Source organism: Lysinibacillus sp. fkY74-1, assembly GCF_053165895.1.
On sequence record NZ_CP170174.1, the window covers coordinates 90226 to 116466 of the forward strand.

Here is a 26241-nt window from a genome sequence, read left to right on the forward strand (position 1 = left end):
TTTATTTCATATTAATTACATCATTTTCAATATAATCAATAAACCGTTCACTTGATAGTAATTGGCAATCACTATAATTGCTTATTACACCTATATTTAAGTTGTTTTTTAATAAATATTCATTATCTGGAACATTGTCTTCAAGGACATAATAATAATCTGTCCTAACTCTTCTAAATAACAATTTTAAATCAAATACTAATGTTAATGTATCAATTAAGTTTTTGTATTCCTGTATCAAATCACGATAAGGGAACCTTTGGGAAGGTAATGAGTTCTCCTTAAATAAATTATATAATTTGTCGATATCCTGTTTTGAGTAGATATTATCGTTATTAATAATTAAATTATATAATTGAGATGTTCGGACTATTTTTTGAGGACTATTATTAGAGACAATAACATTATCATTTCCAATAACAATAATAGGCTTTATTTTTATTTCTTTAGTTTCTAACATAAGCTTAGGCATATGTGTAGCTAAGAACTTATTTTGATAAGCAATATGGCGATTAGTTTGAGCTGTAACGTCTTTCATTGGTTCTTTTTTTCCGTTCTGTAAGCATTTAAGCCATTGACCATCTGAAGCAACAGTAATCGAATATTTTCCTGAACTTCCGAAGTTTTTAACTTCTAATAAATAGATACCAGTTTGAGAGAACACTAATGCATCTGATTCAATTGATTGATCATTGACTTGCAATCGAACATTATATAAAACCTTAAATTCATCTGAATGCATGTCTAAAGCTTGTTGAAGCTTGTCTTCACCTTTGACACCAAGATTTAGAATAGCATTTTCCTTGTTAAAGGTTTCTATGATATTTCGTGCCTTACTTACCCCATGACGATTGAAATATTTAGATATGTTTTCTATATATGTAACGTCAATATTGTGCTTTTTGAAAAGTTCTAGTTCCACATCCCTTGCTTCTGGGTAAACGTTTGGTCTGTTTAGGCAGTGTAGGTCAACAAATCGATCAGTTGAGAATAGTTTAATTACCTCCTCTAACTGAGTTATATTCGTTACTTTTGATAGGAATGGGTATTTTTCTTCAATGATTGTGTTTATGTAGCCTAAAGCTGCAGGTATTCCTTCTAAGTATTGAATTCGTTCTTCTAAACTATGATATAACACGATTTCCTTGAGAGGTTCGGTATGTTCTTGGAAATAAGAAGCAACAATTTGATTCTGTTCCCTTAATGCTTGGTATTGTAATGTTGTAGAATCCTCAATAAACCGCTTATTTCTAATGGGCCACTCATCTCTTCTTTTATACCGCTTTCCCTGAAACATTTGTAGAATATCGAAGAATTTAAATACCACATATGTATAAAAAACAATGCCAATTATAATGAAGAATGCATATTTATATAAACCATTTAATAATAAGATTCCTGAAAACAATAGCGATGGGACAAATAATAAAACACTAGATACCATAAGCATTCTCTCTGCCCACTTTGGATAATTCCGATATTTTACATAGTTGTTTGACCATTTATTATGTATATTACCGTAGGTTGTACGCCTTTTAATCCATTCATCATACTTACTCATAAATACACTTCCCTCATAATCAAATTCCATTTTAAGATAATTTAACCATATATAATTATAAATTGAAATGGGGTTTGGCATGTATTTGATTGATATGGCAAACATGATGTTTATAAAAAATAGGTAAATGTACAAAGATAACGACTAAAGCATTTAAGCATTGCATATTGTTCATTTATAAACTTCAATCTCAAGAAAATAATAAGTTTAACCTTGCATACGAAAGAAACTGTCTTTTTAGGTAGAGATTTCGAAGGATGATGTTTCCTCTGTAAATAAAAAGGCTATTACTTAAAAATACTCTCCTCTTTTTAAATACATCTGAAAATATCAGGATTCTTTTTACTGTCTTCATATATTACTTAATGTAATAATTTATCCTCTAAATGATCATTTACTTTTAGTTTTTTGGTTAAGAATTATATATATTTTAATTGGAAATAATGATGAAAGATTATTATTTATGTTGGTATTCAACTTTTAATTGAATAGCAAAACATAATTAAAAATATAAATAATAAATAGTAAATATCATTCAAACAAGAACAATAAAACCCACTAAGTGATCAGCAAACTTCCCTCTTAAAAAATTACAGTAGTAATAATCAATATATATATTTATAGGGGATAACTTATCTTCCATAAACCCTTCTGGTACCTACATTCAGTCAACTTCTTTCAATTCTTGAAATACTTTATACCTATCTACTAACATGTATTAAAACTCTTATTAACTATTTCAACAATCCCGTAATAATATTTCCACAACCTTATATCAACTACTAACAATATCCACAGACTTGAAATCGATTAAAGAAACCAAGTAATTGTAAGTAAATTACATATTTAGACGAAATAAAAAACGAGCCCCTTTAAATTTGAAAAGAGAATCGTTTTTAACAATGACAAATAGCCTTTTTCAACTTTTATTTTTTTGAAAAAGGCTGTTATGTAAATAATGGCGGTATTTCAGCATTTGTTTTCTGGTAAGCAAAACGTATCATAGTCTTTGTATGCTCATCGGTTTTAACAAAATCATTTAAGTACCCTTTTAAGCGTACCCGGAATAAGCCAGGAAGGTTTCTTGTTTTTGAATGCTCTATCGCATAAACTGTTTTTGGTAATACATCCACTAGTAAGTTTTTTGTTATATGTAAAGCCATATCGTTCGCCACAACGTTCGGCAACTTGTGTAAATGTGTTAATACATCTGACTTAAAGATATTAATGCAATTTGTTAACTCACTATTTTTGTACTGAATAGAGCTATTTTTAAAGTGTTTTCGGATTTCTTTTCTTGCAATCGCTGTAATAGCTTCCTCAATTGGATTAACTTCACGTTCATTGAATGCATCTGAATTGAACCTTAATTCAACTACAGAATTACCGAATGTATCTCTTTGATCAAAATTAACTTCTTTGATTAATCCTTTACCATTATTGATAAGGCGTTTTAACCAATCTTTACCACTTCGTAAGCTCTTTTTCATTTTTAATAACAATGGCTGGATCTTACGTTTGATGATTGACTGAGATTTATTTGAATAATCACGGTATAACGCATTAATGATGTCTAGTAATCCCACAATTCCCGAAACATCTCTTGCCTTAATAAAGGCATTTAGGTATCCATTTTCAAAAATATAATATGGGATACGGAAATAGTTGAGTTCTGCTGACTTTCTTGGGTCATCTTTTACTGCAAAACGTGATACTAAAGGTAGTTGAATATAAAGCTTATGATTTACAGATACTCGACTTACAAAACCAAGTTCTTCTAGTTTAATTAAACCTTTATTTATCGAACTATAAGGGAGGTCATATTTTTCAGTTAAGTGTTTAAGGATAAAGTCATCTTCACGGATTAGTCCTTCTTCATCACATTTGCTACGGAGGAGTAAATATGTGACCAGGGATGCAGCTGTTAAGCTAGTAGAATATTCACGGAAATGTAGCTTCAAAAACTCTAATTCTGCTTGATAGAAAATAATTCCATCTAATTTACGCACTTTAGCCATATATTAACTCCTCCTTTCTATATAAAACACGTTGAATTTTTTTGTAAGACTTGTTATTATGTAAGTAACTATACAAGGCCGATTTTTGGCAATATTAAAGTGGCCCTTTTCAATCAGATTTTTTGAAAAAGGTTACGTTAATTTTTATTAAGTTGTTATTGTTATTGTTATTAATTGTTAATTGTTAATTGTTAATAGCAAGTAGTTATTCTCATTTTTAAGACCACTTAGTAAAAACTGTGACCAGCAGCTTTTACACCAAGTCAATCGAATCGACCAAATTCGAATGACGACTTCTAAAGCACCCGCTTTGCAGACGACCAAATCTGTGAAGCGGTTTTTTCGTTTTCATTTATCTTTTTACTGTTTGTTATCATTTAGATAATGTAGACCGCTCTGGAAGAACAAAGTCCCCACGCTCAAATGCTTCAATCGCATACTTAATTAATGCAATTCCTACACTCTGATCTGTCTCTAGATCATGTTCTGAACGAAAAGCGTTCACTTTTTTATTCATATCATCATCCAAACGAATTAACATAGGTTTTTTCTTGCGTGCAGGTGTAGCTGTACGTGTATAAGATACCATCTTAATTCCTCCTTCAGAAAATTGTGTTACACATTCAAAATTAACACACTATAAAAGAGATTACAATAAATACATTGATATATTTGGCAAGAGTTGATATGATTATTCATAGAAGTCTTAAAAAAGGCAAAACTAAAGACGCCTCAAAAAATCCCATTTTTTGAAGTGGTCATATATTCATTTATACATCTTAAAAAATAGTTTGTGAAAACTGTTCCCGCAGTTGTTCACTCTTGTCTAGAGAATTTCCCGATTCACTAGACTAAATCCAAAAGCTCGCCGTTTTACTCTGATTGGTCATTGTAAAGCGGCTTTTTGTCGTCTGTATTCCTTAATTTAGTTTAAAGAATACAAAAAGAGCATACGAAACTAGTCGTATGCTCGGTGCTTCCGCAACATATTACAAAACAGGAATATTTAAGATATTTTCAAAAGCAATTATCTTAAACTTCTGCGAATATGTCAAGTGCACGTTAGTTCGACAAAGTTTCAATAAAAGCTAGATTTCTCTAACTTTTTTTACAGCAACCAATAAGAATCCACGAAAAAAAGACCGTCTATAATACTAGAGGTCCTACCTATACGTCGCCAAAGAAGCTTTGCTTATTGTTTATTAAAATCAGATAATTAGATAAATGATTAATATTTTATTATAAAATTGATTGCAATATTTTTTAATATTGCTTATAATTCTATTTGTATTAACCAATTTAAGAAATTACGATAAACAAACTTTGCTGGTGCGTATATCGTAGACCCAAAACCTCTTGCTGCCAACAAGGGGTTTTTTACTTATATCAATTAATTTCATAAGTTATAAGAATTAATTCATATACTTATAATAAAACTAAAAACCAAGCTAGATGTCAAGAGAATTCCAAGGAATGCCCCATGGATATTAGTAAAAAACCAATCTAATATGGATTGGTCTTTTTTTAACTCTAGAATTTCAGCTTACCCTCTACTCTTATAAATGACATTAATATCTTATACAATGCGTATAGATAAAATAATAGCTATGTAGCAAACATCACAATGAGAGAGAAGAAGGAGACCGGCACAGTTATCATATCCCGAAAGCTAGTATATTCGAGTGCATCCCCCTACACATTCTTTATTGACTGGAGTATTAATACGTCAATATCTAACCTCAATAAGGAAGAAAAAAGGAGTGTCTCAAATTTCGACTTTGAGACACTCCTTTTCTTATTATAACTTCAGCTTTAGATAACTCATTATAAAGCCCCTATTCGGTCTTTGTAGATGCCATGGAATGGCTAGATAGCTTTCTTGGACACATAACTTCTACAGGCGTGAAATTACCAGATCACGATGATTGAGACCTGCCAGTCTCTTCTTTTATGTGGATGTACGAAAATATTCAGTAACTGGAATTGTTGCTTCATAGGTGGCCTTATCATCTTAAATTCTTATAGGGAATGAACGGTATCAAGAGTCACTGCTCTTTGACGTTTTGTTTTTAAATTAAACTCGATTGGCAATTTACGATTATGGACAAGGTCATCTAAACCTTTACCGTCATTTAAATTCCATGTCCATATAACCGAATCTACACCTAGTTTAGCGACTTCATTTGCGAATCTATTAACGATTTCCATAAGTGTTGCTTGTTTCTTCACACTTTCCGATGAATTGTCGCTACGTTGGAAAGTATCCATATCATAAGCAATTATTAGTTTTTGTACATTCCATTTAGGGATTAGATTAAGGATTTCATTAAAATTACCTACACCAGGTAAACCAGCTGCAAATACATTAAAAGTCTTAGCACTAATTTTGGCTTTGTGCTCTCCCTCTGTGATTAATAAAGTTCTTGTTCGAAAGATGTTTGTGACATTGACCCCTCGCTGCCACCCTTTTAAGTACTTTGGTGGTATCTCTATCGTAATAGGGGCACCACTAGATACACCATTTCGTCTTGCTTTGGTTATCGTGTTCTCAATTTCAAGATTATGTGTTGAGGAGAACCAAACATATTTCGGATCTCCACTATCTCTTCGTACTCGTAGTCTAACAATTAAACCATCTTCATTAAAAACAGGAATAAAATATCCTTTTGATACACTTAAGACATAGAACCAATGCCCATTGTGTTTCTTACCATTAGAGTCTGTAAATATCCCTACTTCACCTAGCTCCCTTGGTATTTTTGATTCAAAAAAATCAGGTTGGAAAATTTGTGATAACCCAGGAATACGTTCAAATGAATAATTTAACGATTTTAAATGCTTGTAAATATTAATCCATTCATCTAAAGAAGGGACAGACCTAAACATGTAAAGATTTATTTCTTCAACAGAGTATCGTCGTTTAACCATTAATTCATCTACATGTTCTTGTCGAAGGGGACACAATTGCAGTAATGCACGATAAAACGCATCAACAACTTGGATTGGTTGAGGTACTAGCTCTTGTTCTTGTGAGATAATCCTCATTGAAGGTTTATATGTATTGCTACCAGGTTTCATAATAGCTCCAAGATCGTCTCTCACTTCAATTCCCATTAGTTGTGCAACACCTAATACGGATTCTTTAAACTTACCTTCTCTTTGACCGAATTGATGCCAAGAGTATAAAGAAATTGCATTATTCCCCTTTACATCGGCACATTGGAAACAATTAAAGATGTTTTTATTGATCTCGATACAGCATGTATCAAGTTTGGACTCATTATGTGAAGGGTTCGGGCATGGTATAAAAAGTTGCTTCCCCACCCTTTTTGTTGGAAGACCTAGCGCTTGTGCTAGATCGACGAGTGTCACTGCTTTTACCCTTTCCACACTTTCTTGACTGATTTTTGCCATTTCAAATAGCCTCCTTAAAAAGTTTAACTCTTTTAGACAAAAACAAAAAAAGCCCAGTAAGAAACGAAGGCACGACAAAATCAAATCGTATTCGTCACTCAAATGAGCGTTTAAAAATACTGCTCTTACGTTTGGATTGAGCAAAAAAGTTCGAAGAAAAGTTATATGTTTAGTATAACGAACCAATCAAATTTTTTCATTATATGCAGTCTCTAGGATTTTGTGTTATAAACGGATATTAAAGAAATCAATTGATAACAATTTTAATAACCTTTATAACTTCATTTATCCATTTGCAAATGAGATTAGAATTATCCTAGTATTATTACTTTTCTTTTCACTTTTGTAAGTGTCCTAATAATGCTCACTGGTGGTTTCGAGTGGATTTTATATTTGTGCTCAAATAACCAACATAAAAGAGAATCTGCCTCCAAGCCAGTACCTATCCTTACAGTTGCTTTAACAATTCCGCATCAATACTATCTCTATACAAGAGAAGGGCTTTTATCAAACTACTTCCTTCGAGTAATTTTCAATAAATTCAATGTCTATTCCGTCATTTTTAACAAAATCGAATAATTCGTTAAAACACTTTTTAAGCTTTATATTCATCCAACCTAAATTGCTTTCACAATAACAATATTCAACCTCAAAGTAAATGATTGCATGATCGAAATTGACAACAGCTACATGCTCATTATTTATACGTAGTATTTTCACAAGAAAACTCCTTCTTATTTACATTCCTTTCTAAGCATATTCTCTATATCAAGTAAAAAAATCTTTATATATTGTATACTTACCAGTTGCTATTAACAGCAAAAGATTTAAGCGAACTAATTACCATATGTTCCCCCACTTTCTCTATTAAAAGGAATATTTCGTCTGAGAATTTCCAATGGTTTACATAATTTTCTCGCAAACTAATTGGTATATAATCTTGGGATAAAGGTTTAGTGGTCCTTAAAATTTCTACATGACCAAACAAGTCATTAATTATGCTTACGGCTTCGATTTCGCTCAGTTTATGTTGACTGGAAACATGTGTTTCAGATGTATACTGGATGAATGCAAGTAATTGTTTAAATTCTAATGGTTCAATAGCGCTTTGTACATATAAAAAATATTCTGGATCAATATTATATTCATCTTTTATAAGGTATTCGTACATCCAGCCATTATTCTTAGCTAATCTATTTAAGGAACGAATTAGACTTTTATCTTCAATTGTTACTATTAAGCTTGTTATTTGGTCTCTTCTACAATGGTTCTCAGAATAGTTCTCTTGCAATTTTATTTCCGTATATTCCGTAGTTAAATATACTGTGGTTTTCATTAGAACTAGTCTTGAATAAAAGAACACTTCTTTAATAACCCGAATTAATTCTAGTTCTGTTAGCTGGTGTGTTTTATGGACTCTTGTATATGAAAAGTATTGGATATATGCCAAAAGCTGCTTAAACTTGGAAGGCTCATAAACAGACTTCACATATATGTAATACTTGGAGTCAATACTGTTTTCTGATTTAATTACATAATCAAAAAAAGTATTTGTATTTTTTGCTTCAAATTTATTGTTTATTTGCTCGACTATACTATTCATAAAAGCCTCCATTATCTATGATTGAAAGTCATTGGGTAGTTTCCAAACCATTGAAATACTGTTTGATTAATGTTAAATAATATTGACGGACTATTGGATTACTTGAAAAGATGCTGTGTAATTGTCTATTGCATCTAAAAATTCATCCATATCCTTTTTAACGTCAATTTCATTACTCTTCGAAACCTTTTCTTTCACATCTTCTAAGCTATATACTATTTGGTCAATTGCAGCGCCGTAGTTGGCATATTTTGAATTTGAGTTCACACTTGATAGTAATTCATAAGAATTGCTTTTAATGCCCTTAAAGCCTTCAATACGCCGTTCTAGCAGTTCTACTACATAATTGCTCTCAATTTTTTTTTCGTTGTAATCTTGAATAATAAGAATGGTTTCACTTGTATTGTTTACCAAGGAAACTTGGTCCGAATAAAGAATATATTTTTCTAATGTCCAACTAAAGAAAATGCTTGTGATAATACTACCAAGCACTCCTCCCCCTACAAATAAAAGGGATAGTTTAAAATATTTTTTATTCATTGATACAACCTCCATTAGACTTCTGTGTTGGCTTTTAATACAAATCAATTAGTTCTTCTCTATCTCAAAAAAAGCCATGTACTTTGGCTTGAATATTGCTTGCGCGATAATATTAAAATTTAAGTTGGAATGAGATACTTCATTCCAAACTTCTTGGTGCTTTCTCGCTATCGAATAAAAATCAACTAAAAAATTAATCAAATTCTCTCTTTGATTACCAGTTTTTAAATTTGAAAGTGAAAAAGGTGCATTTTCTAATCCATCACCTAACATGCAAGCAAGACTCCTGTATAAAGGATGGTCGAAATCATTTAGATATAATTGGCGAATAAAAATGATGCCAAAGTGCATTGTATCAGTACTCAATCTTAGAATTTCAGAATCTGTTTTGGTCTCAAGGTAATCATAAAACTTCCTAGTGCTAAGATTTGTTGATAAAAATGATAAAATCTTTCTCGATATTTCTTCTTCTTCATTTAGAATGAGTTCTTTTGAAAAACTATTACATTTACTTCTTAACCCAACAGAAATGAGTTCCGTTTTGGTGTAAGCTTCACAGATAAATTGCTTATTTGAAATTTTGTTCTTCTTCATAAATCTGTTTCGAGCGGAAGATCTGGTAAATGCCCAAATAACAGAGTGTGTAGGGCCATTAAATGAGCCTCTCCTTTTAGGAGAAAGTAAAATGTAATATTTAAACATTTAATCACTACTCCTTACAAAATTACTTAGGGAACTGATAGAGGATTGTACCATCATCTTCAACGGTAAATTCTGCATCATTCTCTTTCAAGATTTTAATAAATCCTTCCTTAACTGAATTATGGCCTTCAACAAAATCCCATGATAGTCTACGCAACACTTTACGCTGTTCAGTGTTTTGTACTTCTTGCGATGCCACTAAGAACTTCTCAAAAGTATTAAGTTGTTGTTTAATGGGGAGATTTAACGAATTAAACTTTATGTCCTGATTTTCTATCAAAGTGTTATACTCTTTGACCTTAATCAACACTTCGTTGATATCGGTATCTTTTCCATTAGATAGGTCATCCCATATTGATACAATTTCATTTGAATAGGTTGAATAAACAGTTTGAATATAGGATTCAATAGGATTTTCAACACTCAATTTCATTTCCGGCTGCTCTTGGACGTGACTGTTTTGATCAGCGAGGTATGCTCCTCCTCCAATTGCACTTATTAGTAAGACAAAAAGCACGCTTCTAAAGACAAGCTTCTTATTCATATTTATTTTCATAAAACTCACTCCTAGTTTTGCATATAAAAAACCACATACGTACCCTAAGTACGCATGTGGTTCTTCCAACATGGCAAATGTCGTTAATATGTAATTCAACTAAATATATATCAGGACCACAACCTGTGATAACACATTAATTAAATGTAGTCCTTTCCAAAAGGCAAACAATTGGGCTGCTGCCAGCTTAGTCAGAGAAAAGACCGCCAACTCTTTTAATCACTACCCCTGTATTCCAAACCTTACTTCCCCATTTATCTCCGCCATCCAAACAACTTACATTACCCATTAAATGTTATGAAGGATGAAGGTATATGCTTTTTAGGATGAAATTTCACAAAAATGCTCAAGGGTTCATCAGCCTCAGTCGATTAGAAGTAATGCTATGAGTAAATCCAAAAGTTACCCATGGAGGATTATAGGCGTAACTCATCAATTATTAGTTTTTATACATATATTATGTGGATATAAAATCCTTTGTTTTTTCAACTTCCGCTTCTGTTAGATACATAGAAAATATTCCTTCAATTAATTTTAGGGTGTGTAATGTTATTCATTACACACCCTTCGCTATGTTTTAAGGAAATCGAGTCATTGGTAGTCTGGCCATGAATTGTTCCTTGATTTGCGAATCTGAAGCAAATGAAGTACCAATCCCTAAGCGGATTTTCTCGTCCGCTTCACTTGAAGGAACACGCTCTTCATTTCTATAATACGCGAGTAATTTATTGAAGAGATACACATCTTCAATGATATGAAGCTCAACTTCCCCATTTTCCTTGTTGTCAACTAATAAAAAATGAATATCCCCATTTATATCATGACCAACAACGTATAAGTCACCATCATAAGGTTTTGGGTATCTAAATGCTTCATCTGATACAACATGTGTTAAATCACGGGCTTCATTCATTTCTTCAAGAAGAATTACAACCCATTTATCTTGTGCAATTGTCAAATTTCCACCTCCTAATAGTCATAGTCCGCATCATCCATTAGTAGGTCTTCATTGTATAAAGACGCATGATATTCAGAAGCCGACATACCTTCCCATTCAGGAGTTAGGAATTTAATTTTTGAAGATTTTACACCGGATGCTTCAAAATATGTGTAAAAGATTGCGGGATCATTTTTTTGTATTAATCTTTCATCTGTAGTAAAACGAATTCTACTGTCTGGCATGTATTGCTCAGCTAATGCTGCAATATCAGGGATTCTAGATACATCATCAACCAATAGTATGACAAGTTCTGGTCGTAAATCTTCTGTCAAAGATGTAAATGCTAATTGAATCTGTTGAAACCTCTCAATACAGTCAGAATACCAATTCTTTACTGGTCGAATAATCTCTAACCAAAGGTATTTAAAATCCTGTTCATCTTTTATTGTTTTAATGGCATAGTGTGGTCTAAAATAGCGGCCATTAGATAAATCAAATTTCTCCTGTGATGACCATTCAATTACACGGTCAAGTTCTCGCAATTTACAGTAGAATTCATTAGCTATAACTGTAGAAAAATAGTCAGTCATTTTAGGAGCATTTCCAGGGACATATTTTATCGGTAAAAATTGATATGTTCTTGGAACATGGGTTCTTGGTAATATAATACCTGCGGCTTTTGCTCCAACTGGTGAAAGTCCATAAAGATGAGGTAACAACCTTTCATTTTCACAGGGGGATACCCATTTAAATGCGACAATTATGCCGCTTCTTAAACACTTTCTGATGAATTCTTTAATTTTTGTATCAGAGTCAGTGGGTGAAAAGACAGCTCTTTGAATTTGTGAGCGTGTAGCAACACGGTGGTTGGCTAAGAACGTCAATAATGCAATCTCTTTATCTGTAAAATTATTATCTTCCTCTTTTCCACGTAGCCAATAGTTACTATTGCGGATGACATTGGATTCTACGGGTAAAAAATATAACAGGGCATATGGATCTCCAAATAAACTAAAAGGGTTACCGTTTGGCGGAAGGTATTGTAATATATCGCGTGGAAGCGACGGCGACTTATATGGGATAGTCGTAGAGTATGTTGGTGATAATTTTTTTTGAAGAACAGGGGTTGCCTGTTCTTCAACATCACCTTCTACAAAATTTTGAATGCTAATATCTTGTGCAGTCATTTTATGAACGACTAGCCTTTCCTATTTGGTTAACCCTTGGGAGAACGATATGCCCATAAATATGCCCTGTTTGCATATCCACACGACTAACTTTTAGCTGACATTTTTGCCCTTCATTAAGGTGTTGCCCAACACGCATGGAAGGGAATGGAGCCAATGCTGAGATGTTGTGCGGTTTTAAAGTTACAAAGACTCCTAGTTCCGGATTAATATTGTTGATTTCAGCTGCATATGAACCACCAGGTTTGTAATCTGCTAAAAATACAGCAGGGTCTGCTTCTAAAATACGTCGACTGAACTTAACTTTTTGCTCATCCGCATTTATAGAAATTATTTTTACATCAATACGTTCACCTCTGCCAACAACCTCCCGCATATCTTTGTAATAAGCATAAGAATATTCTTCCTTTGGCATACGTGATCGAACACCATTGACAATTAGATATAAATTGGCTTTATCTACGCCTGAAACAAATGAACTGTAAACTTTCCCTTCTTTAGCAGAATTCCAAAAAAGGTTAGCTTGGATGCTTAATGCTTCTGTTCGATTCGCAATGAAGTAAGCACTATTTTCATCAGATATAACATCTTCAACAATAACTTCAAAGTCGCCGTCAACAAATGCATAAAGTGATCTGAATTCATAGTCATCCATCTTGTTTTTTGGAATATAACCATAAATACCATCGTAATAAACTTTTAGGCATTCAATCGCTGTACCTGCCATTTGCAGTTCTTCAATTCCGACACTAGTTACTGTAATAAATCGTTTGAAGCGGCGAGCATCTTTTAAATTAGCCTCAGCATACATTCGCTTTTCTTTTAATTGTTCTTCTAACATTGTCATAAATCATTTCCTCCTTATTTTGACAATCAAAGAACGCAAAAAAGCACCAAATCCACGTCTAATAAGACGAAAGATTCGGTGCTTCCGAACATTCTTCTGAAAGGTTATTTAACTTAGTTTACAAACAATATACCCTTTATTTCTATATTTTGCAATACCTAACAAAAAATTCGCAGAGATAGAGAGTGTTGTTTGGTATTATAGTAATTTACATGGATAGAAGATAATAGGGGTAGATCTAACTCCAGCTTTTACACATTCTTTAGTATGTTTAGTTACTGCATTTTGGAGGTGCGTTAAAAATAACTGACCAAAAAGAGGGGGTACCTTATTATTAGCCTCTGACGTAGCTGAATTAACCAATAAAACTCCACCCTCTTTAATAAATAACTCTGAATCGAAAATGTCTTTTCCCTCTTCATAGTCAAATATATTGGCGATTAATGGACAGTTTAAAAAGTCATTAAAAAGCTTCTTAACTCCGTCGTAATAGCGTTCTTTTTTATTTTCAACAATTTGACGACCTGAATATTTGTGTTCATCTGGATATAGTACAGGATTCAATCCTTCTGATGTATAATCAAGAACTTCATGTTCGAAATACTTAAGCAAATCCTCAGTATTCTTTGGATTTTTAATAGAATTGAATGTCGTTTTTTCTTCTTTGTTGTATAGCTCACGAAGGTGTTCAACAGTATCTGCCAAGAAACGTGGTTCTAATAATAATTGTATAACATGATTAATGGTTGTTTCTGGGCCAAAGGATATAATGGATAATTGTGTAAGTGCAAAAACTAGTTCGGTTTGTACATTTTTGAGAAATTCCTCATTGGTCCATAATAAAATGTCCATAGTTTTGTGTAAATTAGACGCTGATTCTATTGAATCTGCACTAAATGGCTGGAATTTTAATGACCAAGATTTTGTTGGGTCTAATACTTGAATCCTTTCAGTTGGGATTTCAAGTCGTTTACATAAATTTAAGACTTCATCGATTTTCTTACTATTTGAGTCGAATAATACAAATCCACACTTCGATTTCCCGCTTACACTCTTTAATATACTTTGGTATAAAGGTTGTCCTAGAACAGTTAAAACATCTTGATACAAAGGTACTTCATTTGTTTTTTCTGTTTGCATTTGATACCCTCCATTTCTTGTAGAAAAACTCAAAAAAAAACACCGAACCCACGTCTAAAAAGACGAAAGAATCGGTGCTTCCGAACATTCTTCTAAATATTAATTATGTTGAAGTCATTTTATCAATTTAAGGGAAATGAACCAATAGGTTTTAAATGTCTTCTTCAATAACATCTTCAGAAACAAAATGCTTACCTGGTATAACAACCTCAATTTTTCTTTTCTTATTTGCTTTAGAAAATACTTTCTGCTCTACAACTGATTCCTTCCTTTCAGAAAGGTTGGTTTCACTACCCTCTGAATTTCTTTCTGTTTTAATAATGTTTTGAGATTCAACATTACCATCATTGAACAAATTTAATTGACTATATTGTTTTACAGCTGTATTAGTATGTGCGTCTTTATTTAATACTTTATCGTTATCGACACCAGAACTTGTAGCAGAAATATTAACTTTTAACATAGGTGGTTCCATCTTAGGTTGAACAAGAGGTTCTTGTACCACATCAATTTGCATCTGCGATTCATCTATGCTATTTGTAAGTACATCACAAACCATAAAATCAACTACATCTTCGGATGGCTGTTTAACCTTGGAATCCACTTTTTTACTTGTAGAAGCTACTTCTGATGTATTTTCAGCCACTTGTTCTTCCATTTGACTTAACCATGCTGCCGTATCATCAAAATTAGAAGTGATTTCTACTATAGCTTCAGTATTTCTTACTCCATTCTCGGATTTATCTTTATCACGATGGGATGGGATGGTGTTGTTAATACCCGTTCCATCATATTCGTGTTTTAGTATTCCTTCAGAAACAGGGAATTGAATTACGTTATTATGTTTGTTTTCACTGTGCAAAAGAATAGCTTGTGATTGGAGTGGTGGAGACATAAATCCACTGTCATTTGAACTATGTTCAAATTCTTGTACAGAATCACCAATAGCAGATACATTGGGCATAAACTCATCTGGAATTGCACTATGAAAGTCTGTAAGATTTAAAATTTCTTCTTCAGTTGTCATATGTTCCATAGATTCATACCCAACCTTTACATTAGTAACGAGTGAATCTAGTTTGTCTTGTGATACATGATCCGTGACATTAAAATCTTTTTCTTCTGTTGATTTAATGTCACTAGCTACTAAGTCCATAAATCGGTTAATAAATGCTGATTCATGAACAAATTGACCAACAGCCCTCTTCGGTATTCCGATACTGTTTCGCTCATTAACTACTTGAACAATCATTTCTTTAAAGGGTAATTCACGGATGTCTGTTGGTGAGAAACGTGGCTGCAATTCTTTTTGAGTATTTAATCGGTAACCCCATGTCTGTTTTTCACTCGTCATAGGAGATCCTGATTCATTCATAGATTCTACAACATTAAGCTGTTCTCCGAACTCTTTTGAGAAATATTCATTATCTTCAACAGGTCCTCGACCAAAAACTGTTTTATGTGAAGCATTTCCCATAACTGACTTACGATAGGATAATCCTACAGAGTCTAATTGAGCGATAGACTGCATGGCAATAACAGCACCTACTTTATAAGAACGTCCTAGGGTTAAGAAGCGCTCAAATGCCTCATTAGCATACAGTGGGAATTCGTCTACATAGAACATAATGGGTATTCGTTCAATTCCTGTTTCTTTACATTCTTTAGCGCGGCGGAATACAGCACTTTGGAATTGTCGAATAAAGAATTGTCCGAATAAAAGAGATAATTCATCTAGATCCCCTAATGCAGTATTTACTAATACGACACCACCTTCACGTAAAAACTTGTCCGCATCAAAAGCTTCTTCCCCATCGTTACAAACAAATAAACTTTTAAGCATAGAATTTAAAGCAATCTCATTAAGATATTTTTTCGCACCAGTAACAAACTTATCCTTCTTATTTTCAACCAATGGGCGTCCAGCATATTTATGATCTGGAGGGTATAATACCTGTTTAATTTCTTCTTTATCACGGAAAGTTTTATAATCAAGTACCTCGTTTTCAAAATATGAAACGATTTGTTCAAATGAATTTAACTCTGCTCGCATACTACTTTCCAAAGAAGGATCTTCCCTTTTTGAATTTATTGTTTTTCGAACAAATTCTACTATATCAGCTAGATAACGAGGGTCTGTAAACATTTGCTGAATATGAAGAATATTTGTTGCAGGACCAAATCGAATTTTAGCTAATAAAGTATACGTACTCGCTGCTTCGTTTTGTTGTCCTTTGAAGAATTCATCTTGATCTCCAGTTAGTGCATTTAATGTACCTTGAAATCCTGAGGCTGCTGTTTCTCTAGTCCCACCGAATGGATTATATTTTATTGACCAAGATTTTGTGGGATCTATGACTTTGATTTTTTCCTCTGGAACGCCAAGCTTTTTACAAATGGTTAACACATCATCTACACCATCACCTTTAGGTTCCAAGAAAATTAGACCCATATCCCGTTGCCCTGTAGCTATTTTTAAAATATCTTGTGCTATTCGTAATAATAGTGTGGTTGAAGTTTTACCAGAACCAGTAGCCCCTATTATAGCCTCATGTAAAAATCTTTCATTCTCTTTGATGATAATCGGCTTTTTTGACTCTACATCGAATCCGACAATAACATCACAAGAATCCAGTTTATATTCATGTGCAAACCGTTTGATATATGGAGCTTCCCATGTCATAAAATGATTTTGAAGTAAATCCTTATTTATCATATAATCACGTGATTGTAAAAAGAGTGCAATTGCACTGAAGATAACTGGTGTGATGAATAGAATTAGAATTAAAGAATCTAAATCATCAGTCATGATAATGTTTTTGTAAGGTTCTGAAATTCGAACGCTGGTTAAGTAATCCAGAAAATAATCTGCAATATACTTAGCAAAAGCACACCAGGTTAAGATATGAAAAGTAACCAGATTAAAAAATGCTGCTTTCCATCGTCCCTTTTTCGTTTTAGACCAATCTTTAAGTATAACTGGTCCTTTTTTTTGAGGTATTGTGATAGTACTGTAGTGCCAAGTAAAGTAAGGCGAAACCCATATCAAAATAAAAAGCCACCAGGGAAGCTTATTTAATAATGCTAATTCAAACATTCCTAATAGACTCATTACCCAGCTGAAAAATGCTATGGGTAGTAAAACAGTAAAATTAAGCCATGATAACACTGTGACTAATCGATAGTTTAAGGTCATACGAACAAATTCTTCACGTTTGGTTTTCTTAATAGCCTTTTTGAACCGGGTTTTTAAGATTCCTTCACGTACGATACCATGTTCAGTATCCGTTTGTATTAAGACCTCTTGCTTCTCCTTTTTTTGTAAGAAGCCCATTAAATCCCCCCCTTCTTATTTTTTGAAAAACAAAAAGCACCGAAACCAACACCCTAAAATAAACTCTAAGGCGGAGGTTCGGTGCTTCCGAACGTGCGATTATTTGTTTTTCTAACCCTAATTATATGTTTCTAATGTATAAAGTCAAGGGCACAAATTTACTTAACTATGAAGACAGATTCCAGGAAATCAATACGTTCTAACCCTTTCTTTAGAACGGGGGGATTACTGCAGAGATCCATAATATGTAATCGGTCGTAAAACAAACTTTCTACCCCAGTCTTAAAAGTAGCATCAATTAGTCCCCTTGAATATGGTTGCAGCTTCCTAAAGACAACTATTGGTACAATAACATACGCTTCATTCTTTTCGACAGCAACCCTTTGAAGGTTGTTAAAAATCTTAATACACCTTTCCCATTTTTGAGTATTTAACCCTTCAATGTTAAAGAAAATACAATAGTACTTTCTATCACTCGTAAAACGTCCTAGTACATCACCAGTATGTTTAAAGTAATCAAACAACAATCCGTCCGTAATGGGATCTGAATAGTTGAAGGTGTTGTGTAATTCTTTTAAACGGAACGCTTCAATTAGCGGGTATTTAAATGCTTTACTGAATTCAGTTCTTAATGACAGAATTGTATTTTCAAGATTACTTACAGTGGTGGCTATAATATTGAATTCATCAATGAACTCACCACACATAGCATTAAAAGCTTTTAAGAAATTAAGATAACGAAGATTAACCTGTAAATCATTTACCTTTTGATTGTTTGTATAACGTGGATCTTCTAATACAACTATCATTCCTTTGTAGTATTTAAGCTCATTTTTTTCCTTAAGCTCCCTCAAACGATTATTTAGCCGTCTAAATTTTGCAAGAAGCCTTTCCCCATACTCTGTTTTTCTGTCATATTCCATAAAGTAATACGCTAATTCACCATATGTTTCTATAAGGTTTCCTTGATCATCATAACGAGATAGATTTAAACAAATTTCGCCATCAGGTTTGTATTGCATATTTTCTTTTAAATTTGAACTTCGTGGTGAGGAATGCAAGTTATCTCGTAATGAACATATGTCCGTTAGCTTTATACCGCCAAATACCCACTTGTCATTTTTAAGATCACTTGCCGCCTCTTCTACTTGTCGATTAAAAGCCAGAATGTTGCATTGAATCTCTGTTTGAAAACGAGAATGTATATTTTCAACAGGTGGTACTCTCCAAGGAAAGTAGCATAAATCAAAGTCGAACCCCGAATGTTTATACTTATCCAACTCCGTGATTCCCAGGAAAGAATAAATCTCGTTTTGCCCCTCTTGTGTCAAATAGTAATATACTTCAGACGAATCTGATACACGATGTTGCTTTAAGTAACCAACTTCCTGTAAAAGCCTCATGGTTTTGCTTAAAACCTTTCTTCCACTTTCGAAATCTTTATCCTTTCGAGTTTTCCCCTTAAGTTCAGGTCTTAAATAACTCAATATATGATGAATCTTAGCCATTCTTACTTTTAGAATGAACTTTAAAATTTCCAGTTGTTTATTGCTCAATTTCTTATAAGTTGGGGGTGCCAATTCTATCAATTCTCCCTTCTGCTTTTAACTCCGATTTTAGGTCAATGAAGTTCGGGGTTCAAGAGAAGCTGAAAAAAATGTTGAAAAGTGCTTTATTACCAACTTTTAATATGGCGCTGACATACGGCGCTTTTACAGTGTGCTGCCAGCACTACTGCTAAGCGCCCCTTCTAGGGAACAAATACAAAAATAATAATCTGTTAAAAAAATACAATTATTGAGTTAGAGAATTCCCAATTAGTAAGAAAAAATAGATATGTAATACCATGAAAAGTCCTATAATAACTTCTTCTAAATATAAACAATTTTTAACTCTAAAAAAATATCGTACACACAATATACACACAATATACATATAGATTTTTATATACGTATATTGTGTGTATGTAATGTGTGTATAATGTGTTGACGGGTGGTAATCTTACCCTGTATAATTAAGACAGAAAATAAGGTTAGCCAGGACAATTATTAGGAGTGGATTTTGAATGACAAAAAAAAGAATTAAAAATGTAGTACGAAGAGCTGGTGTAGATGGAGGCAATGGTGAAACAAAGATGTATTTTGAGGGAGTTGAAGAAGGACTAGCCATCCCAACAGCTGAACTCATCGTTATTAACGCAAACGGCAAAGGCAACTTCTTAGCTTCAACAGTCGTAACACCAAAAAATATTCATGAACATTTAGATATTACATTCTTATCGTCAAAAGCTTTAACAAAAACTAATGAGCGTTATCTTATCGGTAAAAGAACATTGAAATCAATGGGGGCAAAGCCCAAAGAAACGCCAAAGCATGCCCAAAAGCATACTTCTGAAATCGTTGCGAGAACAATGCTTGCAGGGTTACTGGTAGATGCGATAAGAAATAATCCAGATAGCAAATCAATTACAGTACATTATGATTTAAATTTAGGTTTGCCTTTAAATCAGATTGATGAAGAAGCCTTCCAAAAACATGCTGAGAGATTTATTGGTACACATGAGATGAAATTCCATTATCCGAATGGAGAAGAAATCTTAGTTACAATTGTTATTGAATTTGCGATGACATTACCAGAAGGAGCAATTGGTGGTTATGCAATTATCTATAATATAGATGGTAGCTTGAAAACTTATGAAATAGTTGAAGAGGACGAATCTGGTGATTTAAATAAGTCCGAAGTAACATTTGAAGACAGAGAGCTACTTATGGGTGATATTGGAGCTGGTTCACTAGATTGTGCTGTAATGATGGGGGTTGATTTTGACTATGAAAATTCTGAAGGGTTTGAATTAGGAACTAAAGAATCCGTAAATAAAATCCGAACAGAATGGAACAAACTGCAAAAACAAGATCAAATTCATTCTTTAACACAGTTCACTGAAATTTATAGCAATACAGAAATTTTTAACTCTACAAAGTTACAGAATTTCTCTACTATGTATCTGAATGACGATGCAATTGTTATTGCAGATAGTCTAAAGAGTATTTATGAAAAAATGCCATCAAGAGCACGTATTGTTTTATATGGTGGAGGAGCTCTTCTATATAAAAATGCATTAATGCCATTATTAGAAGAATACAGCGATAAGGTTATTTTTGCTCCTGATCCTAAATTTACAAATGCAAAAGGATTACTTATATTTGCCCTTACCCCTGCCTTTGAAGAACTAAAAAGCAATTATCTTGAGGCTTTAAGTGTCTAAACGAAGAACCACTAAATATGAACATGGGGATCGCTATCAGGTCTATATAAACAGGACTGTTGATGATGAACTACTTTCATTTATAAACAAGCAATCAGATATATCTGGTGCAAGTATGCTTGGGCTTATCTTACTGTACCAAATGTATGGTAATACAGATATTGATGATTTGTTACCTAGAAACTATAGAGTAAATGCACACATTCCAAATTTTAATAATAATGTTCCTATCTCACATCAAACAAATGAAGTTATAGTTCCGGAAGTGAAAAATGTATCTTCAGAAAATGATATAGATAGTCTTAAGGATACTGGACGAGCAGAAGAAATAATTATTGCTGCTCGTCCAGTAATAAACAAAGAAGAAGAATCATCATCTTCTGAAGATATAAAAATAATAGAATCTAATAGTTTAGGTTATGATAATGAATCAGTATCCCCTGTTCAAAATGAAGTTTCTGAAGAGAATAATGAAAGAATACCTACTAGTAAGGGCAACGGTTTGAATTCAATTAAGACAAGTTCCATGATGCCATTCGGCAACATGATCAAGCCGAAAAAGGGTAAATAAAAAAGACCGTACATCATTTGTACGGTTTTTTATTTAGTCTAGATGGTGGTAATTGGAAGTTGGTTAAAACGCTAGATTTTACTGCCTAAAAAGTAAGCGTGTTGAATAATGATCAATTAATCATAGTCTAGATTTTTTTTTATTAACCCCTTAGCTGAAAAAGATGCAGATAACATACTTAATTTCAGCTTTACCCAAAGACTGTTCATATTCACCATATATTTAAATTTTTAAGAGGCTTCTTTTTTTATAAGCTGCAGATTATGTACCTGCCTAAAGGGTCTACTTACAGATTTTAGATTAGGTAAATTCGTTTCAAAAGTTATTTTAGAATAGGGACTAAAAATATAGAACAATTAGCAAAAGTTGATATCAATACTTGTTGAAATATAAATCTCCCTTTTATTCAGTCCCCCACCTGTTTTATTCAGTCCCCTATCTCTCTTATTAAGTAAAAGATATCCCTTGCCCAGTAAGAAGGAATGACTAAATAACTCTTGCCCAATAACCCAGTGGGTAAGAGTTATTTTACTAAATTGCCGGTTTAGTATTACGGGGGAGCAGAGTGTTAATGTGAGTATGTAAAACTTCAGTTTTAAATCCACTCTTGCTGCTGAATTTCCTAACTTGTACAGTTTTGTTTATACTAATATATTATTTTTTATCCTTTTTCCCCTTCTGTATTTCATCTTTCTTTTTTACTGGAAAGCCGTACTTTTTAGTGTGATTTTTCACTTCGGCAATCAATCTGTTCTTTTTTTGCTCCATGTATTTCACCCCTATTCACTGTATTTACTTCAAAATAAACATTAGCTAATAACCCAGTGGGCAAGTTTTATCATGTCTATCTTCCCCTATTATTAAGATTTGGGAAGGGCTATGTTCAACAAGTAATAACAAAAACATAAATATTGAACACTTGAAAACTCAAATATTACTGGAGTTCCCCTTTCATTTTTATTTTGACCCCAAAAACTCTTTTTTATACTCATACTGTTAGAGAAATACTCATACTATGGAAATACCTCTTGCCCACTGGGTAGAATAAGATTTTTAGAAACGGGTGATAAACATGCAAGTCACTAAAAAACGTAAAGTAAGAAGTGATAAAAAAACTAACATAAAACCAACCATTTTATTGGATGCTAAAATCGCAATTTATCGGTTAGCAGACATAACAGAAACTCCAGTTAAAGACGTTGGTGAATACTTATGTAAAGCAGCTCTTAGCAATAAAGGGATTTTAGAAGTGCTTTCAAAGCATTTAAAACGTGATATAGCAATTGAAAATACCTTTTATAGAGGCAATAATAATAATCCTTCCATTATACGTAGAACAGAATCTGGAGACTGTGAGCGTATTACAATAAGGGTCACTACTAACGTTAACGATACTTTAGAGGACCTAGCTTATTGTTTGGGTTGTGCTAAAGCACGAGTAACAGCAACACTAATTGAAAATGCGATTAGCGAGTTTAGTATAGTTGATGATTATGTTAAAGGCTTTTTAGAGGAAGGTCTTGATAAAAATAAGATGAAAGAGTTAAAGAAATTAATGAATTATGTTAATGATAATGAAACAGGCATTGATTATACATGGGCCTCTATGCTTTCTGTAATTATGGATGAGGTTAGATCAAATACAACTACATTACTAAACGGTCCTAATGAAATCATAGAAGAGTATTTAGTTAATAATTGGAGAGATAACTAAATTAAAGATTGTTAAACATCACTGATTTAAGTGGTGTTTTTTTATATTAACCCCTCCCCTACCTGGTTTATTATATAAAACATAATGATAATATACGTATATTTTGTGTGTATACAATCAATATTAAGATAAATATACACACAAAACATAATGATAATATACGTATAAAATAACCATTATTAAATTTGTGTGTATAATATAAGTATAAAATACATATAAAATATATGTATATTTATTATATTGATAATGAATTCATCATCGGATAATTAACTTTCATCTATTTAAATTAATTATCGATGATGTTTAGTTAAATGATTTATTAATATTAGATTAATTAATGTATAACGTGATTGTTTATCGTTATTCTCCAGGTAAACTAATATCTAACGATATATTAACCTTTATATATCGTTATACGAATGTTAATATATTCGAGTGTTCTATCGTTAATATAATCTTACTTGATAATTAATCTTTCGATTAATAGATAATGTAAAATGATTAACAGGATAATGATAGGATTATCAATTGCTTCTTAATTAATTAATGATAGATTAACGGATTGTTGATGCGGAAATATTGGGATAATCAGTTGATAGATAAATGTCGTAATTTGCTTTATCGTTAAGTTATTTCGATTGTCTGGGTTTGATAAATGATTAATGTATAGATAACTAATTTGGTATATTAAATGATATTTTAATTGATTCGATAAATTATCGTAGTTGTTATTATGAAGTCTGAAAAACCCTTTAATATCAAGCGTTTATTGATTATCGATAGGTTAATGTGGTATTTTATTTATATAGAAGGAAAGAGAGGAGGGGTAGTATTGTCTGATGAAACAACAAATTTAGTCACTATTAATGAAGGTGAAGAAAATACAACTCCAGATGTGGACTATTTACAAACTTGGAAGATAACAGAATTTACTGAGGTTATGAATGAAACTTTCAAACAGAAATATAATGAAGACTTAAATATTACTGTAAATACACTTAATAATTACTTTAGAGACTTAGAAAATGATGATATTCATTATTTGAATCGAATAAATGGTGTTAAGATTTATGATCCAATGGATTTGAATATAGCTGAATTCATTGCTATAAAACGTTCAAAGAAACTTAATAAGGGAATTTCTTGGCAATTACCCCAAATATTCGATGCTATTAAGAGGGATTTACCATGTCGTCCTAAACCTGAAGCAACGGATTCACAAACTAGTACAAAAGAAACCTCAGAAGAAATTACAAAACAGCTAGAGGAATTTAAAGAATCATTTAAAGAGACCTTAATTGAAATAGTAAAGCTTGAAGTTGGCCAAAGAAATGATATACAACAACAATTGCTTGAGATGAAACAGGCTAATGAAAAACAGGTCAATCGGACAATGGTTGAAGTTATGCAAAAACAAAGTGAATTTAGGGCCCATGCTCGTGCTGAATGGGATAAGAAATCACCATCAGAAAGATTTGAAGGATTGATTTTTAAGAGGGAAAAAATAAAAGAGCGCGAACAATTTATTGATGAGTATGTTGAAAAGAAATTTATGGAATGGATTATTGAGCAAACCAATAGTTGAATTCGGAATTCTTTTCCAATAGAATAGTAGTATTACTAGCGAAGCACGCAGTAATTCCTTAGGGGGATTACTGCGTGCTTTTTTTGTGTGAAAGGGGAAAAATGATGGAAATGTCTAAAGACGAATTAGAGTTAAATGCAGTTGGGGGAGAAATAAAAGAACAAGAAACATTCAGTGATTATTTTTATTTAGCGTATAAGCCATATGATTTCTCAATAACTTGGGACTGGCAGCATTCAATTTTTGCTAGAGTTGGATTTATGCACGATGATGTTTATCATCCATTTATAAATCATATCAAGACTTCTGCTCGTAAACATCAAATGCGGATATTACATTTATCTACTGAAATGATACAAGATCAATATGTGGATAAAGATATTATTAACTTATACGATTATGAATTATTGTCGACTGAAGAAGGGGCAACAGAACTTGAAGAAACAAGAATGAAGTGGGTTCAACTTTATCTTAAGTTGTTGTGTTATGTAAATGGAAAAGAACGAGCCAATTTTATACCTCAAATGAAGTATTATCGGACTGAAGAAGGACCTCTTGCGGGTTATTTAAGAGCAATTGATGAAATGCCTGAAACAAACGAAAAGACAGTCTTAGTAAAACATTTGGAAAAACTACAAATAGTAAAGTGGGGGATTAAATATAACGACGATAAAGGTATAACTGATTTTTTATATCATGTAAATGGTTCTACATTTAAGGAACAATTAGAATCCTTTTTTATAGGGGCTTGGGCAATTACAAATATTCACTATGCAAGAGACTTTAATGATGAGCATATGGATAGTTTATTAACGATGATACAATTTAGTAAGAACTTTATTAATCCTTCAATAGATCAAACTGGACGAGATATTATTGAGGAAGTTATCCAATTACTGGCTAATTTAACTATGATCTCAACTGATGAAATCCTTATTAAGCAAAAACATGCTCTGTTTATTCAGTCTCCTCAATTGTTTCCAAATCATTATCCGCAAGTAAGCCATATGTTTTATGGGATGGATCAATCCGCAGACTTTAATTTACATTCAGTAATACCTGATTTAAAACCATTAATGCCAAATGAAGCTATATATAGAAGTAAAGTTATTCAAAATGAAGAATTTGTAAGGAAAGTTTTTTTGGCTATTGCAACCTGAAAAAGGATATGCTAATATATTCCACATAAAGCAACCAATTTAATACTAAAATTTTACAATGCGAAGCACGCATTATCCTTTAAAGGGGGTAATGTGTGCTTTTT

The 26241-nt window shown here is 32.5% G+C and carries 20 protein-coding genes; 5 read left to right on the forward strand and 15 right to left on the reverse strand.

Annotation, left to right across the window (positions count from 1 at the left end; translation table 11 throughout):
• Nucleotide 1: 1 nt before the first annotated feature.
• The 15 genes from ACE1MS_RS23035 to ACE1MS_RS23105 form a co-directional block, all read right to left on the reverse strand.
• Nucleotides 2–1561, reverse strand: coding sequence for a nuclease-related domain-containing protein (locus ACE1MS_RS23035; RefSeq protein ID WP_274997005.1), 1560 nt, complete (start codon nt 1559–1561; stop codon nt 2–4).
• 947 nt (nt 1562–2508) lie between these two features.
• Nucleotides 2509–3579, reverse strand: a complete 1071-nt coding sequence (locus ACE1MS_RS23040) for a hypothetical protein (RefSeq protein ID WP_447403096.1) — start codon at nt 3577–3579, stop codon at nt 2509–2511.
• A gap of 373 nt (nt 3580–3952) precedes the next feature.
• The gene (locus ACE1MS_RS23045) at nt 3953–4168 is read right to left on the reverse strand and encodes a hypothetical protein (RefSeq protein WP_090002769.1); all 216 of its coding nucleotides are present in this window, start codon (nt 4166–4168) and stop codon (nt 3953–3955) included.
• A 1430-nt stretch (nt 4169–5598) separates the two neighbouring features.
• Entirely contained in the window at nt 5599–6993 is a 1395-nt protein-coding gene (locus ACE1MS_RS23050; protein ID WP_274996997.1) for a DUF3854 domain-containing protein, read from the reverse strand.
• A gap of 507 nt (nt 6994–7500) precedes the next feature.
• A complete protein-coding gene (locus ACE1MS_RS23055; protein WP_090002771.1) occupies nt 7501–7713 on the reverse strand; it encodes a hypothetical protein in 213 nt (70 codons plus the stop codon).
• A gap of 79 nt (nt 7714–7792) precedes the next feature.
• Complete coding sequence (locus ACE1MS_RS23060) at nt 7793–8596, reverse strand: hypothetical protein (RefSeq protein WP_447403097.1); 804 nt, start codon at nt 8594–8596, stop codon at nt 7793–7795.
• Between the two features lie 90 nt (nt 8597–8686).
• Entirely contained in the window at nt 8687–9136 is a 450-nt protein-coding gene (locus tag ACE1MS_RS23065; protein WP_447403098.1) for a hypothetical protein, read from the reverse strand.
• A gap of 48 nt (nt 9137–9184) precedes the next feature.
• Nucleotides 9185–9838, reverse strand: a complete 654-nt coding sequence (locus tag ACE1MS_RS23070) for a hypothetical protein (protein WP_447403099.1) — start codon at nt 9836–9838, stop codon at nt 9185–9187.
• A gap of 22 nt (nt 9839–9860) precedes the next feature.
• Nucleotides 9861–10394 carry a hypothetical protein gene (locus ACE1MS_RS23075; RefSeq protein ID WP_447403100.1) on the reverse strand — a complete coding sequence of 178 codons (534 nt, stop codon included), beginning with the start codon at nt 10392–10394 and terminating at the stop codon, nt 9861–9863.
• Between the two features lie 577 nt (nt 10395–10971).
• A complete protein-coding gene (locus ACE1MS_RS23080) occupies nt 10972–11352 on the reverse strand; it encodes a hypothetical protein (protein ID WP_274996988.1) in 381 nt (126 codons plus the stop codon).
• An 11-nt stretch (nt 11353–11363) separates the two neighbouring features.
• A complete protein-coding gene (locus ACE1MS_RS23085) occupies nt 11364–12521 on the reverse strand; it encodes a hypothetical protein (protein ID WP_447403101.1) in 1158 nt (385 codons plus the stop codon).
• 1 nt (nt 12522) lies between these two features.
• Nucleotides 12523–13368 (reverse strand): hypothetical protein, encoded by an 846-nt coding sequence (locus ACE1MS_RS23090; RefSeq protein ID WP_090002778.1) that lies wholly within the window; start codon nt 13366–13368, stop codon nt 12523–12525.
• Between the two features lie 198 nt (nt 13369–13566).
• Entirely contained in the window at nt 13567–14508 is a 942-nt protein-coding gene (locus ACE1MS_RS23095) for a hypothetical protein (protein WP_090002779.1), read from the reverse strand.
• Nucleotides 14509–14659: 151 nt separating this feature from the next.
• Nucleotides 14660–17842, reverse strand: a complete 3183-nt coding sequence (locus ACE1MS_RS23100) for a type IV secretory system conjugative DNA transfer family protein (RefSeq protein WP_447402975.1) — start codon at nt 17840–17842, stop codon at nt 14660–14662.
• A 158-nt stretch (nt 17843–18000) separates the two neighbouring features.
• A complete protein-coding gene (locus ACE1MS_RS23105; protein ID WP_447402976.1) occupies nt 18001–19431 on the reverse strand; it encodes a hypothetical protein in 1431 nt (476 codons plus the stop codon).
• Nucleotides 19432–19907: 476 nt separating this feature from the next.
• Between ACE1MS_RS23105 and ACE1MS_RS23110 the strand changes: the two genes are divergently transcribed.
• The 5 genes from ACE1MS_RS23110 (at nt 19908) to ACE1MS_RS23130 (ending at nt 26137) form a co-directional block, all read left to right on the forward strand.
• Nucleotides 19908–21107 carry a ParM/StbA family protein gene (locus tag ACE1MS_RS23110; protein ID WP_090002782.1) on the forward strand — a complete coding sequence of 400 codons (1200 nt, stop codon included), beginning with the start codon at nt 19908–19910 and terminating at the stop codon, nt 21105–21107.
• The gene (locus tag ACE1MS_RS23115) at nt 21100–21678 is read left to right on the forward strand and encodes a hypothetical protein (protein ID WP_447402977.1); all 579 of its coding nucleotides are present in this window, start codon (nt 21100–21102) and stop codon (nt 21676–21678) included. The genes ACE1MS_RS23110 and ACE1MS_RS23115 overlap by 8 nt, the downstream gene beginning before the upstream one ends.
• A gap of 1072 nt (nt 21679–22750) precedes the next feature.
• Nucleotides 22751–23392 carry a hypothetical protein gene (locus tag ACE1MS_RS23120; protein ID WP_447402978.1) on the forward strand — a complete coding sequence of 214 codons (642 nt, stop codon included), beginning with the start codon at nt 22751–22753 and terminating at the stop codon, nt 23390–23392.
• An 832-nt stretch (nt 23393–24224) separates the two neighbouring features.
• The gene (locus ACE1MS_RS23125) at nt 24225–24977 is read left to right on the forward strand and encodes a hypothetical protein (RefSeq protein WP_447402979.1); all 753 of its coding nucleotides are present in this window, start codon (nt 24225–24227) and stop codon (nt 24975–24977) included.
• Between the two features lie 104 nt (nt 24978–25081).
• Complete coding sequence (locus tag ACE1MS_RS23130) at nt 25082–26137, forward strand: hypothetical protein (RefSeq protein WP_447402980.1); 1056 nt, start codon at nt 25082–25084, stop codon at nt 26135–26137.
• Nucleotides 26138–26241: the final 104 nt, after the last annotated feature.